Consider the following 14,930-nt stretch of genomic DNA (forward strand, 5'->3'; position numbering starts at 1 on the left):
TCACAAAAATTATGGCTCGTATCGCAGGTATAAACATTCCACAGAATAAACTTGTTCACATAGGTTTAACTTATATTTACGGTATTGGTGATAAATTCTCTCAGCAAATTTGTTCATCTTTAGAAATTCCAACAGCTAAAAGAGTAAATGAATTAACAGATGAAGAGATTTTAAAAATTAGAGAGTACATCGATCAAAACTTTAAAGTAGAAGGTGATTTAAGGAGAGATTATTCATTAAGCATAAAAAGATTAATTGATCTAGCTTGTTACAGAGGAACAAGACACAGAAAAAAATTACCTGTTAGAGGACAAAGAACTAGATGTAATGCTAGGACAAGAAAAGGTAAAGCAATCGCTATTGCTGGAAAAAAATTAACACCAACTAAAAAATAGTAATGGCTAAAACTGATAAGGTTGAGAATAAAGATCAGAAGGTAGAAAAGTCTACTAAGAAAAGTGTAAAAAGTTCTTATTCAAAAAAAAAGAAAGTTAAAAAAAATATTTTAAATGGAATTGCATATGTGCAATCAACATTTAACAACACTATCATATCTATTGCTGATACAAATGGAAATGTAATTTCTTGGGCATCTGCTGGACAAAAAGGTTTTAAGGGATCAAGAAAATCCACTCCTTACGCTGCACAGATAGCAGCTGATGCTGCAGCCTCCAAAGCTCTTGAATACGGAATGAAAACTTTATCCGTAGAAGTCAAAGGACCCGGATCAGGAAGAGAAACAGCTTTAAGAGCATTACAAGCCAGAGGATTTAAGATATTGTCAATTAAAGACACTACGCCTATGCCTCATAATGGAACTAGACCACCAAAGAAAAGGAGAGTTTAATGGAAGTCGAAAATGTTAATGTAAAAAACTGGAAGTCATTAATTAAACCATCTAAATTAGATGTACAAATAAGTGATGACTTAACTCATGCAAAAATTGTAGCTGAGCCCTTAGAAAAAGGTTATGGATTAACTTTAGGAAATTCTCTAAGAAGGATTTTATTGTCATCTATAAGAGGTGCTGCTGTAACATCAATTCAAATTGATGGAGTTTTACACGAATTCACTTCAATAAAAGGTGTTAGGGAAGATGTGACCGATATCGTTTTAAACGTAAAATCTTTAGCGTTGAAAAGCAATTCTGAAGGCACAAAAAAATTAATTTTAGACGCAAAAGGACCTGGAGAAATTAAAGCTTCAGATATAGCTCCAGTTGCTGATGTTGAGATTTTAAATCCTGATTTAGTTATTTGTAATCTAGATGAAAATACTACTTTTCATATGGAGATGAATGTCAATACAGGCAAAGGATATGTTCCTGCAGAGCTAAATAAACCTGAAGAGCCACCATTAGGTCTTATTGCAATAGACTCACTTTATAGTCCAGTTAAAAAAGTTTCATATTCTGTGAGTACTGCTAGAGAAGGTAAAGCATTAGATTATGATAAATTAATAATGGAAGTTGAAACTAATGGATCAATTTCTGCTGAAGATGCTGTGGCTTATTCAGCTAGAATTTTCCAAGATCAGCTCAAAATGTTTATAAACTTTGATGAGCCAGTTGAAGTTCCTGTAAAAGAAGTTTCTACTGAACCTGAATTTAACAAAAACTTACTAAGAAAAGTAGATGAGTTAGAGCTATCAGTTAGATCAATGAACTGCTTAAAAAATGATAATATTATTTATATCGGTGATCTGGTTCAAAAATCTGAAGGTGAAATGTTGAGAACGCCCAATTTTGGAAGAAAATCATTAAATGAAATTAAAGAAGTTTTAACAGGTATGTCTTTATATTTAGGAATGGAAATTCCTAACTGGCCACCAGACAATATTGCAGAAATGTCTAAAAAATTGGAGGAAGCAATTTAATGAGACATGGTTTGGCAAATAAGAGGTTAAATAGAACATCAGAACACAGAAAAGCTCTACTTAAGAACATGCTTAATTCTTTAATTAAGTATGAGCAGATTAAAACCACTTTACCAAAAGCTAAATTTCTAAAACCTCAAGCAGATAAAATAATAACATTAGGCAAGAAAGAAACTTTGCAAACAACCAAAATATTGGTTTCTAAACTACAAGATATTAAATCAGCTAATAAAGTAAAAAAAACACTTTCTAAAAGATATCAAAATAGAAAAGGTGGTTACACAAGAATAATTAAAGCTGGATTTAGATATGGTGATAATGCTCCTATGGCAATAATTGAATTTGTTGATAGAGACGTCGAAGCAAAAAGAGTTGATAAACCAAAAAAAGAAGCAACAAAAGAAACTCCTAAAACAGAAGAGAAAAAACAAGCTACAGCTTAAATCTTAAATCATGAAAAAATCTTACATCGTTGATTCAACGTGTAATGAAATGCGTTTGGACAGATGGTTAAGATTAAAAATTGGAAGAATTCCACAAGGTCTAGTTGAGAAATATTTAAGAACAGGAAAAATAAAGATTAATAAAAAGAAAGTAAAAAGTTCTTTTAAAGTAAAAACAAAAGATGAGATAAATTTATTTAATATTGAATTTAAGGAGTCAATTCAGCAAAAAAAAATTAAGTTTTTACCTTCAAAAGAAATTATAAAATCAAATGAGGATCAAATTATTGACAATAATGATAATTTTGTAGTTTTAAATAAAGCTTCTGGCATATCTGTTCAAGGTGGAACTAAATCGAAAAAAAATCTAGTTGATATTTTTGCTAAAAGTGAAATTTTTGAAGGAACAAAACCATATTCTGTACATAGATTAGATAAAGATACCTCTGGGGTTTTCATTATGGCTAAAAACAGAGAGAGCGCTCAATTACTTACTTCTTTATTTAGACTAAGAAAAGTGTACAAAACTTATTTAGCTGTATGCCAAGGCGAAATAAATAAAAAATCTGGTGTATGGGACGATGATTTAATTAGGTACGATGGTGATAAAAAAATAATTGAAAAAGCAAAAACAATTTTCAGAGTTATTGATAAAAATTCTGAAGCAACTTTATTAGAGTTAAAACCTATTACTGGACGAAAGCATCAGTTAAGAAAACAACTATATGCAATTGGAAATCCTATATTTGGAGATATAAAATATAAATTATCAAATTCCAATAAAGGAATTAATAAAAATTTAATGTTACATTCATATCAAATTAAATTTAAGATTAATAACATAAAACATACTTATTCAGCATTGTTACCAGACTATTTTAAAAAACTTTTAAAATCTAAAAGGCTTAGTCTCTCAAATTTGAAATAAAATTTTTAATTAATACATCACTTAAATTCGAATAATCTTGGTCTAAAATATTTTTTAAATTACTTACTCCTTTATCTGAAATACCACATGGTATAATTTTTTTATAATTTTCTAAATCATTATTTATATTTATTGCAAAACCATGATAGGCAATCCATTTGCTTACCCTTATACCTATTGCAGCAATTTTTTTTACTTCTTTATTATATTTATGCCATATGCCGATATTATTTTTATCTGGAAAAGAATCTATTTCATAAAATTTTAGAGTTTGAATTATTGTTTTTTCAATAGTTGTTATAAATTTTCTGATATCTTTTTTTTTTCTTAAATCTAGAACAAAATAACAAATTAATTGACCAGGCCCATGATAGGTAATTTTACCACCTCTATTTGTTTCTAATATTTTGACGGATTTATCAATAATCTCATTTTCTTTATAAGAAGTTCCTGCTGTAAAAACTTCATTATGTTCCAAAGTCCAAATTAATTCTCTATCATTATTTTCATATAAATCCTTTAATCTTGACTCTAGTATATTAATAGCATCAAAATAATTTACTGGTTTTATTGACTTTTTGATCTCTATGTTCATTTATAATTTGTATTATCTTAATTATGTATTAATAGTGCAAATCTAAATTATAGGTAGATTTATGTCTTTAACTAAAAAAACTAAAGATAAAAAAGTAAATTTTGAATTTAATAAAGAATATATAAGAGTTGTTACTAGTAAAATAGCTAACAATGACGCTCAATTTATTACCAATTCATTTAACGAAATGCACCCTGCTGATGCTGCAGATATTATCGAACACCTTAGCGAAGGGGATAGAGAAAGTTTAATTAAATTAAATAATTTCAATATTGATCCTGAGGTTTTTGTTGAATTAAATGAGTCTATTCAATCAGAAATTATTACCTATTTATCCTCAGAATCTATAGTAAGTATTCTGAAAGGTTTAGAGTCAGACGATGCTATATCTATATTAGAAAATGTTCCTGAAGAGGATAAAAATGTAATTCTTAGCTCTTTACCACCAAAAGATAGATTTGCTCTTCTAGAGAGCTTAAGCTATCCAGAAGATACTGCTGCTAGACTTATGCAGCGTGAATTTACTGCTATACCCAGCAATTGGTCTGTAGGTCAAACAATTGACTATTTAAGGGAAAACAAAGATTTACCGGAGGAGTTTTTAGAAATTTTCATTGTTAATCAGGATTTTAAACCAATAGGTACTGTTCCATCATCTAGAGTTTTAACTACACCTCGTGATACTAAAATGGCAACGATTATGTCAGAGTCACAATTATTAATTCCTGTTGAGATGGATAAAGAGGAAGTTGCTAACTTGTTTGAAAATTACAATTTGAATTCAGCTGCTGTTGTAGACAAAAACAATAAATTAGTTGGTATGATTATGAACGATGATGTTTTAACAGTATTGAAAGAGGAGGCAGAAGAAGATGCTTTAAGATTAGCAGGTGTAGGAGATGAAGAAATTACTGATGGAGTTGTTAAAAAAACAAAGAGAAGATTCAATTGGCTTTTACTTAATTTATTTACTGCCTTTCTAGCTACATGGTGTATTAGTTTATTTGGAGCAACAATAGAACAAATGGTAGTATTAGCTTTCTTAATGCCTATCGTAGCTTCGATGGGAGGAAATGCTGGAATGCAAACACTTGCGGTTACTGTAAGAACTATAGCCACAAATGATTTAACTCAAAATAATTTTTCATCAAATGTATATAAAGAATTTTCTATCGGTATACTAAATGGAATTATATTTGCAGCAATAAGTGCTTTTATTGTTCAGATTTGGTTTCAAGACAGTATTCTTTCATTGATTATAGCAATATCAATGGTACTAACAATGATCATAGCTGGACTATTTGGTATATTAGTTCCCTTTACCTTAAAAAAAATGAATATAGATCCAGCGATTGCTTCTAGTGTTTTTGTGACGACTATTACAGATGTAATTGGTTTTGTTTCCTTTTTAGGTGTTGGAGCATATTTTTTATAAAATTACAGGTTATCAATCAGTCTGACATTATTTAAATAATAAGCGATAAATAATCTAGAATTTTTATTTGTACTTGAAATTTTTAAATTTTTTATATTTCTTAGCTCCAAGTAATCGATTTTAATCTTATAATTATTTTTTAAATCTTTTTTTTGAAGATTTAAAAAACTTCTAATATTTTTTTTATGTTTAATATATTTTTTAATACTTACTAGTTTTTCATAAATTTTTGCTGCTATAACTAAATTGGGTTTCTTTAAAAGAAAGTTTCTTGATGAAAGAGCTACATTATTCTTATCACGAATTGTTTTGCATGCAATTACCTTGGTTTTATATATTCGTTCTAATTTTTTTTTTACCAAATACAATTGTTGATAATCTTTTTCACCCATAAATATTTTTTGAGGATTTATAATTTTAGTTAGTTTATTCATTACATCTAAAACACCTTCAAAATGACCTTTTCTAAATTTTGCACACAAAATTTGATCTTTTATAAGTAATCTAATTTTTGATTTTTTTTTATCTTTGTATATGTCTTTAAATTTTGGAATATAAACAAAATCAACTTTTTTGCATTTTTTCAAAATTTTTAAATCTTTCTTTATATTTCGTGGATAAGATTTTAAATCTTTTTTATTATTAAATTGCTTTGGATTAACAAATATACTTACAATTGTTTTTTTACAAAGTTTATTTGATTTATTTATCAGTGATAAATGACCTTTATGTATTCCACCCATAGTAGGAACAAAGCCGAGGTCATTAAATGGCCTTAATGATTCAAATAATGATTTATTATTTAATAAAACTTTCATTTGTATAAAAATATTTAATAAGTAAAACATTTAAATGATTAAACAAGCAATTATTCCTTTAGCTGGACTTGGAACTCGTTTACTACCTTTAACGAGTGTTTTTGCTAAAGAGCTTCTACCTATTAATGGCAGACCCGGAATTGAATATATTCTTGATGAATGTGTTGAAGCAGGTATTAAAGAAATTATATTTATTATCTCCACTAAAAAAATAATGATAAAAAAATATTTTTATAGTGATCACTTTTATAAAACCATAATAAAAAAAAAGAAAGACACCAGAATAATTAATGAATATAAAAAGATACTTAGATATAAAAAAAAAATTAAGTTTGTATTTCAAAATATTCCAAAGGGTACAGGTGATGCTGTCATTAAAACTCAAAAATATATTAAAAATAAATATTTTTTAATGTTGTTACCTGATGATTTAATAATTAAAAAAAATTGTTCTAAGTCAATGATTAAGGTTCATAAAAAATATCAAGCTTCAGTTATGGCATCTATGAAAGTAAAAAAAAACAATGTTTCAAGATGGGGGATATATAAAATTAATAAAAAATTAAATAAAAGAAATTATATTATTGATGGTGTTGTTGAAAAGCCATCAGTTAAAAAAGCACCATCTAACAATGCTGTTATTGGAAGATATATATTGCCACGAACAATTTTTAAAAAAATCAAATCTCTTAAACCTGGTAAAGGTAAAGAGATACATATCACGGATGCAATACAGCTATTAATTAATGATAAAGAAAAATTCATAGCTCATAATTTTGAAGGAAAGTATCTTGATTGTGGAACAATGAGTGGCTACATCAACTCCTCGAAAGAAATAGGAAAAATATGAAATTATGTATGATTGGCACTGGTTATGTTGGTTTAGTTAGTGGCGTTTGTTTTTCTGATTTAGGTAATGATGTCATATGTGTTGATAAAGATTTAAAAAAAATTAACAATTTAAAAAAGGGTATTGTTCCTATTTATGAACCTGGTTTAGAAGAGTTAGTTTTAAAAAATTATAAAAATAAAAGACTGAATTTTTCAACAAACCTGAAAGAGTCGGTGAAAAAATCAGATATTGTTTTTATATGTGTAGGAACGCCAACCAAAAAAAATAGTAATAGCGCTGATTTAAGCCAAGTATATGCTGCCGCAAAAGAAATATCTAAATCTATTAAAAAATTTAAAATTATAATCAATAAATCTACTGTTCCCGTGACAACAGGTGATGAGATTGAAAAAATTATATCTAAAAAAGTAAATAAAAAATTTTTTTCAGTAGTATCTAATCCTGAATTTTTAAGAGAAGGTGAGGCTATTAGAGATTTTATCTATCCAGATAGAGTGGTAGTTGGATCAAATGATAGTAAATCACAGAGAATATTAAAAAATTTATATTCACCGTTAATATCAAAAGGAGCAAAATTTGTTTCTACAAAAAGAAGAGCAGCAGAATTAATTAAATATGCTTCAAATGCTTTTTTAGCAACAAAGATTACCTTTATAAATGAAATATCAAATTTATGTGAAAAAACCGGTATAGACATTGAGGATATTTCAATAGGAATTGGACTTGATAAAAGAATTGGTAGCAGGTTTTTAAGACCTGGACCTGCATACGGTGGATCATGTTTTCCAAAAGATACCAAAGCTTTAGTTTCTACAGCTGATAAATTCAAAACCAATTTATCAGTCGTTAAAAGTGTTATCACATCTAATGATTTAAGATCTAATTTATTATGTAAAAGAATAAATTCAATTTTGAAAAATAAAATTAAAAGCAAAGTTGTATCTTTTTTAGGTGTAACTTTTAAGGCAAATACCGATGATATGAGAGACTCGTCTAGCTTAAAATTAATTCCTTTTTTATCCAAAAAAGGTGCAAAAATTAAATATTATGATCCTACAGGATCAAAAAAAGAATTTAAAAAATTAAAAAATGTTGAATTTTCTAATTCAATAATAGAATCAATTAAAGGGTCAGATATTATAATTATACATACAGAATGGAATGATTTTAAATCAATTAATTTCAAACAATTTTCAAAAAATAAAAAACTTATTATTTATGATATGAGAAATATTTATTCACCAGATAAAATTAAAAAACAAGGTTTTAAATATTTCGGTGTTGGAAGATAATTTAATTTAACTCAAATATTGCATCAACTTCAACAGACACACCAAGAGGCAAGCTATTTGTGCTTACTGCTGCTCTTGTATGCATTCCTGCTTCACCAAAAACAGAAGCGATTAAATCAGAAGCACCATTAATTACTTTTGGCTGTTCTGTAAAGTTATCAGTTGAATTAACAAAACCAGTTAATTTTACACACGATTTAATTTTAGAAAGATCCCCATTACATGCTACTTTTGCTTGTGATATGATACTTAAACCACATCTTTCAGCCGCTTTGTAACCATCATCTACAGATAAATCTTTTCCAACTTTTCCTTTAATTAATTCACCATTTCCTGAGATAGAAATCTGTCCCGAAATATAAAGTAAATTACCAACAATTTTTGTTGCAACATAAGATCCAACAGGTGGTTTAGCCTCTGGTAAATTAATTTGTAATTCTTTAATTTTATTTTCAAAATCCATTTTATTTTTCAGAAAACTCTTTATGTGTTTTACTATTTTTAAATTTTTTTAGTTTCTCTTTTAAATTAAAATTCTTTAATTTCTTTTTACCTTCTTCTATCTTCTTTGCAGTTTTAGATTTTATCTCCTCCGCTTTTTGTGAGGTTTCTTTCTTCAATTTATCAGATGTACATTTTGCATACTCTTTACTTAACTTATCATATTTTGAACAATCCTCAGCAGATGAAAATGTTAAGCTAAATAAAGAAATGAATAAAACAGAAATTATGATTTTAATTATTTTCATTTTTTCTTTTTTTTTAATTTTTTATTTTTATCGTATTCTCTTCTTTTCTCAATTAGTATAAGTGCCTCTTCCATCGTTAGTTCTACCGGGTCTTTTTCCTCTGGTATTGTCGCATTTAGAGATTTATACTTTATGTATGGTCCATATTGACCTTTCATGATTCGAACTGGCTTTTTATCTTCAGGATGTTCTCCTAAATCTTTTATGATTGATGAGGACATTCTTCCAGGTTTTGCTTCAGCTATGAGTGTAATTGCTCTGTTTAATCCTATAGAAAAAATTTCTTCTACATTTTCTATTCTGGCTGATTTACTTTCACATTTTAAATACGGTCCAAATCTACCAGTATTTAACGTGATTTCTTTTTGATTTTCTGGGTTAATGCCTAATGATTTAGGAAGCGAACATAGAAATTTTGCTTTCTCTATGTCGATACTTTCTAATTCAATACCTTTTGGTATAGAAACATTTTTCAATAGTTCATTTACCTCAGGTTTTTTTTTCTTGGTTTTTTTTCTTTTTTTTGGTTTTTCTTCTTCAATATTCTCTTCAAGAACTTTCTCATACTGAAGATAAGGACCAAATCTTCCATTTTTTAAAAAAATATCATTTCCATTTTCGTGTTTTCCAAGAAATTTTGGTTCAGCTAGTTGTGATTGAGCAGCCGCTTTAGCTTTTGATAGTGGTCTTGTAAATTTACATTCTGGATAATTTGAACATCCAATAAAAGCACCTCCTCTAAAACTATTTTTTAAACTCAGTGAACCAGTACTGCATAACTGACATTTTCTAACTATCTTTCCTTCTTTATCAGTGTCAAATATCAATGCTCCCAAACTTTCATTTAAGAGATCTAAAACCTCTCTAGTTCTTTTTTCTTTTACTTCTGAGACATTGCTATTAAAATCTTTCCAAAACATTTCTAAGACTTTTAACCAGCTTTCTTTTCCAGAAGTTATTTCATCTAGCTGATCCTCTAGTCCAGCTGTAAAGTTATAATCTACATACTTTGAAAATAGTTTTTCTAAAAACGCAGAAATTAATTTACCTCTGTCAGTTGGGAAAAATCTTTTATTAATTATTTCTGCATATCCTCTATTTGCTATTGTTGAAATGATACTTGCATAAGTTGAAGGCCTTCCAATTCCTAACTCCTCTAATTTTTTAACCAAACTCGCCTCAGAGTAACGTGGGGGAGGTTGAGTAAAATGTTGTTCATCAATAAGAGCTTCTATATTAATTGGTCCTTTTGACATTTCAGGTAAAATTTGCTCATCATCATCCTTGCTTTGATTTGAATAAACTTTTAAAAATCCATCAAATTTCAAAACCGATCCGCTTGATTTACATATAGTTTTACCGTCTTCAGACTCAATCGTTATTGTATTTCTATCAAATTTTGCTGTTTCCATTTGAGACGATAGAGCTCTAGACCATATCAAAGAATATAATTTTTGCTGGTCAGAACTTAAATACTTTTTAATAGACTCTGGATTTCTATTAATATCAGTTGGTCTTATTGCTTCATGAGCTTCCTGAGCGTTTTTTGCTTTTTTTCCTGAGTAATTATTTGGATTTTCTGGCAAGTATTCGTTACCATATTCTTTTTTAATAAAATTTCTAAAATCAGTGACAGCATCAGCAGATAAATTAGTTCCATCTGTTCTCATATAAGTAATTAACCCAACTGTATCTCCCTCAATTTCTATTCCTTGATAAAGTTTTTGTGCTATTTGCATTGTTCTTGATGCACCAAAACCCAATCTACTAGAAGCAACTTGCTGAAGTGTTGAAGTAGTAAATGGTCCTGAGGGATTTCTGCTAACAACTTTTGAGGAAATATCAGTTATGTTAAATTTTTTGTTCTTAATATTATTAATTGCCTTTCCAATTTCTTCTTTATTTTTAAATGAAAATTTTTCAATTTTCTCTCCATCAAGCTGAGAAATGCTTGCTGTAATTTTGCTTTTGTTTTTATCTTGAAAATTAATACTTAATGTCCAAAATTCTTCAGGTTTGAATAATTCAATTTCATGCTCTCTTTCAGTGATCAATTTAAGTGCAACAGATTGAACTCTACCGGCAGATTTTGAACCAGGTAGTTTAGTCCAAAGTATTGGTGATATATTAAATCCCACTAAATAATCTAGTGCTCTTCTAGCCATGTATGCATCGACTAATAAGGGCTCTATCTGTCTTGGGTTTTCAATACCATGTGTGACAGCTTTTTTTGTTATTTCGTTAAATACAACACGTTCAATTTCTTTATCCTTTAAAAGTTTTTTTTCATCTAAATATTCTTTTACATGCCATGCTATTGCTTCACCCTCACGATCTGGGTCAGTAGCAAGAATTATTTTTGAAGAATCTTTTGCAGCATCAGTAATTTCTTTTAAATATTTTTTTGAAAAGCTGTCAACTTCCCATTCCATTTTAAAATTTTGATCGGGATCAACAGATCCATTTTTTGAAGGAAGATCTCTAATATGACCATAGCTAGCTAAAACAGTATAGTTATCACCTAAATATTTATTAATTGTTTTCGCTTTAGCAGGGCTTTCAACTATGACTAGATTCATAAAATAACAAACTACTCAAAAGAGTTTGATAGTCAAATTAATAAATTTTTGTCTTAGTTTCTTCTTTATTTTTCAAGCGTTTAATATTTTCTCTGTGGGTAAAAAATATTAAAATAAACATTATTACGTAAAAAAATACATTTTCCAAACTCTCAAAAATTAAAATATAAACCGGTATAGAAAGTGATCCTATCAAGGAAGCTAAAGATGAATATTTAGAAATAAAAAAAATTATTAACCAACAAATACCAAATACAAAACCAAAAATAATATTTAAAGAAAAAAGTATCCCAACATATGTGGCTACACCTTTGCCACCTTTAAATTTTAACCATACTGGAAAAACATGACCTATAAAAGCACATAAGGCTGATATATATACTGCATCAGGGAAATTAATTTTTACGTATAAAACAGGTATTACTGCTTTTAACACATCAAGTATTAGTGTTGAATAACCAATTAATTTATTGCCAGTTCTTAAAGCATTTGTTGCGCCAATATTACCAGAACCTATTTCTCTAATATCTTTTTTTAAAAATATTTTAGTTAAAATTAATCCAAAAGGAATTGACCCCATTAGGTAAGAGATTATACCTATTATAAAAAATTCCATTTTTATATTTTAAATAATTCTTTACCTTTTACAAATGTGTTGGTTACTTTTCCTTGAAGTTTCTTATCTTCAATTGAAGTATTTTTAGATTTAGAGATTAAATTTTCTTTTTTTACAATCCATGGTTTATTGATATCTACTATACAAAAATCTGCATCATTACCGATAGATAGGTTTCCTTTATCTATATTTAATATTTTTGCTGGATTAGAGGTTAAAGCTTGAATTATAGTTTCAAGTTTTACAGATCCATTATGAAATAATTCTAAACTTAAAGATAACAATGTTTCAATACCAGATGCACCTGTTGCAGCTTGAGCAAAAGTTAATCTTTTTGATTCTTCATCTTCAGGTTTATGGTCAGAAACTATTACATCAATAGTTTTATCTTTTAATCCTTGCACTAAAGCTTCACGATCTTCTTCTCTTCTCAGTGGAGGTGATAATTTTAAAAATGTTCTAAAATCTCCAATATCATTTTCATTTAATGAGAGATTATTTATTGATACACCGCAAGAAAATTTAACATTTTGTTTACGTTCCTTAATTATATCTACAGATTTTCCTGCTGAAAGTTGAGATATATGATATCGACATTTAGTTTTTTCTAAGAGAGTAAGGTCTCTTTCAATTATAATTCTTTCAGCAATATCTGGTATGCTTGATAAGCCTAGTTTTGTTGCAATAATACCAGAATTAATCATTCCATTTTTAGCTAAATCGAAATCTTCAGCATGTTGCATTATAAGACATCCCAAATCTTTAGCAGAATTCATAATTCTAGACATAAGTCTAGTATTTTGAATTGTTTTTACTCCATCAGTAAATGCAATAATTCCTTTTTTAGCTAGCAACCCAAATTCAGTCATATTCGTGCCATCAGTGTTTTGGGTTAATGAAGCGCAAGGAAAGATATTTATTTTAGACTTATCACGTCCTCTTCTTTTTAAAAAATCTACAATTGACACATTATCTATAATTGGATCTGTATTAGGCATTGTTACAACTGACGTAACTCCACCAGACAATGCAGCATTGCTTAAAGTTCTAAAATTTTCTTTATATTCATATCCTGGCTCGCCTACAAAAACTCTCATATCTACTATACCAGGAAATATATATTTACCTTTTAAGTCAGTAGGTTTTTCTCTAGTCGGTAAATTATTTGTATTTACCTTCTTTCCTATAGCTTCTATCCTTCCATCTTCTCCAATTATTAATCCACCATTTTCGTTTATAGAGTTATGAGGATCTATAATATTTGCATTTATAAAGTATTGTTTTTTCATTTATTCACAAAATATTTTTAAACATGCCATTCTTACAGCAACACCTAATTCAACTTGTTCTTTAATTACACTCTTGTTTATGTCGTCAGCTAATCTTGTATCAATTTCAATTCCTCTATTCATTGGACCAGGATGCATAATCAGAGCATCTGATTTTGCATGATCAAGTTTGTCAGGGGTTAATCCATAATATTCATAGTATTCTCTATTTGATGAAAGATATGAACTGGTCATTCTTTCATTTTGCAATCTAAGCATCATTACAATATCACAATCTTTGAGACCTTTTTTCATATCTGTAAAAGTGTTTACACCAAACTTTTCAATTTCTTTTGGCATAAGATTAGATGGAGCAACTATATTAACCTCAGCTCCTAACATTGTAAGAAGATAAATATTTGATCTAGCTACTCTTGAATGAAGTATATCTCCACATATTGCTATTTTTAATCCTTGGATTTTTTTTTTTCGATTTCTAATTGTTAATGCATCTAATAATGCTTGAGTAGGGTGCTCACGTCTACCATCACCAGCATTTAATACAACACAATTGACTTTTTGAGATAATAGATTACAGGCACCAGAATCTTGATGTCTGATTACAATTATATCAGGATGCATTGCATTTAAAGTCATTGCAGTATCAATCAAAGTTTCTCCTTTTTTAATTGCAGAGTTACCCATATTCATTGACATAACATCTGCACCAAGTCTTTTACCAGCAAGTTCAAATGAGCTTTGAGTTCTAGTTGATGGTTCAAAGAATAAGTTAATTTGAGTTTTACCTCTTAACACATCAATTTTTTTATTTTTACTCTGATTTAATTTTATGAAAGCTTCCGACTCATCCAGGATATAATTAATATCGCTTACCGATAATTCTTGGATACCTAACAGATGTTTTTGTGAGATTTTAACAGCTTTAGTGGTTTTAATTGCCATTAAAATTAACTCTATAGCTATAAAGCACTTAAATGGCAAGGATTAATTATTTAAATAATCTATAGCTCCCTGAAGAATAAACGCAGCTGCGTTTTGATCTATATTTTTTTCACGCTTAGAAACATTAATATCAAGCTGACTGGAAAGATTAAAAGCACCAACAGTTGAAAGCCTTTCATCCCATAGGCAAACATCTACATCAACTTTTTGGTCTATATTTTTAGACACATCACTTACTGATTGAGCAGAAGGACCTAATGATCCATCCATGTTAATTGGATATCCAATGATAATTCCTTTAATATTGTTTTCCTCTATTATTTTTTTTAATTCGTAGATTAGATCGTCGCCATTGGTTTTATTGATTGTTTTAAAGGGTGTGGCTATTGACTGTTTTTCATCACAAATTGATACACCGATTCTTTTTGAACCAAGATCTAAACCAATCAATCTAGAGGTTTCAGACTGTTTTTTTTTGAATTCTTCGATAGTGATCATATTGTATATTTTAAACTT

17 protein-coding genes are annotated in these 14,930 nt (G+C 28.4%); 8 read left to right on the plus strand and 9 right to left on the minus strand.

Annotation, left to right across the window (positions count from 1 at the left end):
* Positions 1–11 precede the first annotated feature (11 nt).
* The 5 genes from rpsM to ACTT9Y_RS01970 are packed head-to-tail and all read left to right on the plus strand — an operon-like array spanning position 12 to position 3,246.
* Positions 12–395: a 30S ribosomal protein S13 gene (gene rpsM / locus ACTT9Y_RS01950; protein WP_075485238.1), complete on the plus strand. Its 384-nt coding sequence runs from the start codon at positions 12–14 to the stop codon at positions 393–395.
* Positions 396–397: 2 nt separating this feature from the next.
* Entirely contained in the window at positions 398–847 is a 450-nt protein-coding gene (rpsK, locus tag ACTT9Y_RS01955) for a 30S ribosomal protein S11 (RefSeq protein ID WP_075503609.1), read from the plus strand.
* Positions 847–1,875 (plus strand): DNA-directed RNA polymerase subunit alpha, encoded by a 1,029-nt coding sequence (locus tag ACTT9Y_RS01960; protein ID WP_440932765.1) that lies wholly within the window; start codon positions 847–849, stop codon positions 1,873–1,875. The genes rpsK and ACTT9Y_RS01960 overlap by 1 nt, the downstream gene beginning before the upstream one ends.
* Positions 1,875–2,318 carry a 50S ribosomal protein L17 gene (gene rplQ / locus ACTT9Y_RS01965; protein ID WP_440932766.1) on the plus strand — a complete coding sequence of 148 codons (444 nt, stop codon included), beginning with the start codon at positions 1,875–1,877 and terminating at the stop codon, positions 2,316–2,318. The genes ACTT9Y_RS01960 and rplQ overlap by 1 nt, the downstream gene beginning before the upstream one ends.
* A gap of 10 nt (positions 2,319–2,328) precedes the next feature.
* Entirely contained in the window at positions 2,329–3,246 is a 918-nt protein-coding gene (locus tag ACTT9Y_RS01970) for an RluA family pseudouridine synthase (protein WP_440932767.1), read from the plus strand.
* Here the strand turns inward: ACTT9Y_RS01970 and lipB are convergent.
* Positions 3,224–3,841 carry a lipoyl(octanoyl) transferase LipB gene (lipB, locus tag ACTT9Y_RS01975; protein WP_440932768.1) on the minus strand — a complete coding sequence of 206 codons (618 nt, stop codon included), beginning with the start codon at positions 3,839–3,841 and terminating at the stop codon, positions 3,224–3,226. The genes ACTT9Y_RS01970 and lipB overlap by 23 nt on opposite strands.
* Positions 3,842–3,902: 61 nt before the next feature.
* Between lipB and mgtE the strand changes: the two genes are divergently transcribed.
* On the plus strand, positions 3,903–5,276 hold the full coding sequence (mgtE, locus tag ACTT9Y_RS01980; RefSeq protein WP_440932769.1) for a magnesium transporter: 1,374 nt from the start codon (positions 3,903–3,905) through the stop codon (positions 5,274–5,276).
* A gap of 2 nt (positions 5,277–5,278) precedes the next feature.
* On the opposite strand, the gene panC is transcribed toward mgtE, so the two are convergent.
* Positions 5,279–6,124 carry a pantoate--beta-alanine ligase gene (gene panC, locus ACTT9Y_RS01985; RefSeq protein ID WP_440932770.1) on the minus strand — a complete coding sequence of 282 codons (846 nt, stop codon included), beginning with the start codon at positions 6,122–6,124 and terminating at the stop codon, positions 5,279–5,281.
* Positions 6,125–6,128: 4 nt separating this feature from the next.
* Between panC and ACTT9Y_RS01990 the strand changes: the two genes are divergently transcribed.
* Together ACTT9Y_RS01990 and ACTT9Y_RS01995 are read left to right on the plus strand one after the other, a co-directional pair.
* Complete coding sequence (locus ACTT9Y_RS01990; protein ID WP_440932771.1) at positions 6,129–6,944, plus strand: sugar phosphate nucleotidyltransferase; 816 nt, start codon at positions 6,129–6,131, stop codon at positions 6,942–6,944.
* A complete protein-coding gene (locus ACTT9Y_RS01995) occupies positions 6,941–8,239 on the plus strand; it encodes a UDP-glucose dehydrogenase family protein (RefSeq protein WP_440932772.1) in 1,299 nt (432 codons plus the stop codon). The genes ACTT9Y_RS01990 and ACTT9Y_RS01995 overlap by 4 nt, the downstream gene beginning before the upstream one ends.
* A 1-nt stretch (position 8,240) precedes the next feature.
* Here ACTT9Y_RS01995 and ACTT9Y_RS02000 read toward each other — a convergent pair whose 3' ends face one another.
* Genes ACTT9Y_RS02000 through ruvX form a run of 7 tightly spaced genes read right to left on the minus strand, consistent with a single transcriptional unit; the run spans position 8,241 to position 14,912 of the window.
* A complete protein-coding gene (locus tag ACTT9Y_RS02000; RefSeq protein ID WP_440932773.1) occupies positions 8,241–8,702 on the minus strand; it encodes a RidA family protein in 462 nt (153 codons plus the stop codon).
* 1 nt (position 8,703) lies between these two features.
* Complete coding sequence (locus tag ACTT9Y_RS02005) at positions 8,704–8,988, minus strand: hypothetical protein (RefSeq protein ID WP_440932774.1); 285 nt, start codon at positions 8,986–8,988, stop codon at positions 8,704–8,706.
* A complete protein-coding gene (gene topA / locus ACTT9Y_RS02010; RefSeq protein ID WP_440932775.1) occupies positions 8,985–11,567 on the minus strand; it encodes a type I DNA topoisomerase in 2,583 nt (860 codons plus the stop codon). Before topA ends, ACTT9Y_RS02005 begins: the two co-directional genes overlap by 4 nt.
* A 37-nt stretch (positions 11,568–11,604) precedes the next feature.
* Complete coding sequence (plsY, locus tag ACTT9Y_RS02015) at positions 11,605–12,183, minus strand: glycerol-3-phosphate 1-O-acyltransferase PlsY (protein ID WP_440932776.1); 579 nt, start codon at positions 12,181–12,183, stop codon at positions 11,605–11,607.
* Positions 12,184–12,185: 2 nt separating this feature from the next.
* Positions 12,186–13,472, minus strand: a complete 1,287-nt coding sequence (gene pyrC, locus ACTT9Y_RS02020) for a dihydroorotase (protein WP_440932777.1) — start codon at positions 13,470–13,472, stop codon at positions 12,186–12,188.
* A complete protein-coding gene (locus ACTT9Y_RS02025) occupies positions 13,473–14,414 on the minus strand; it encodes an aspartate carbamoyltransferase catalytic subunit (RefSeq protein WP_440932778.1) in 942 nt (313 codons plus the stop codon).
* A gap of 42 nt (positions 14,415–14,456) precedes the next feature.
* Positions 14,457–14,912, minus strand: a complete 456-nt coding sequence (gene ruvX, locus ACTT9Y_RS02030) for a Holliday junction resolvase RuvX (protein ID WP_440932779.1) — start codon at positions 14,910–14,912, stop codon at positions 14,457–14,459.
* Positions 14,913–14,930: the final 18 nt, after the last annotated feature.

The sequence above is a fragment of the Candidatus Pelagibacter sp. genome (genome assembly GCF_052049995.1).
GTDB lineage: Bacteria > Pseudomonadota > Alphaproteobacteria > Pelagibacterales > Pelagibacteraceae > Pelagibacter.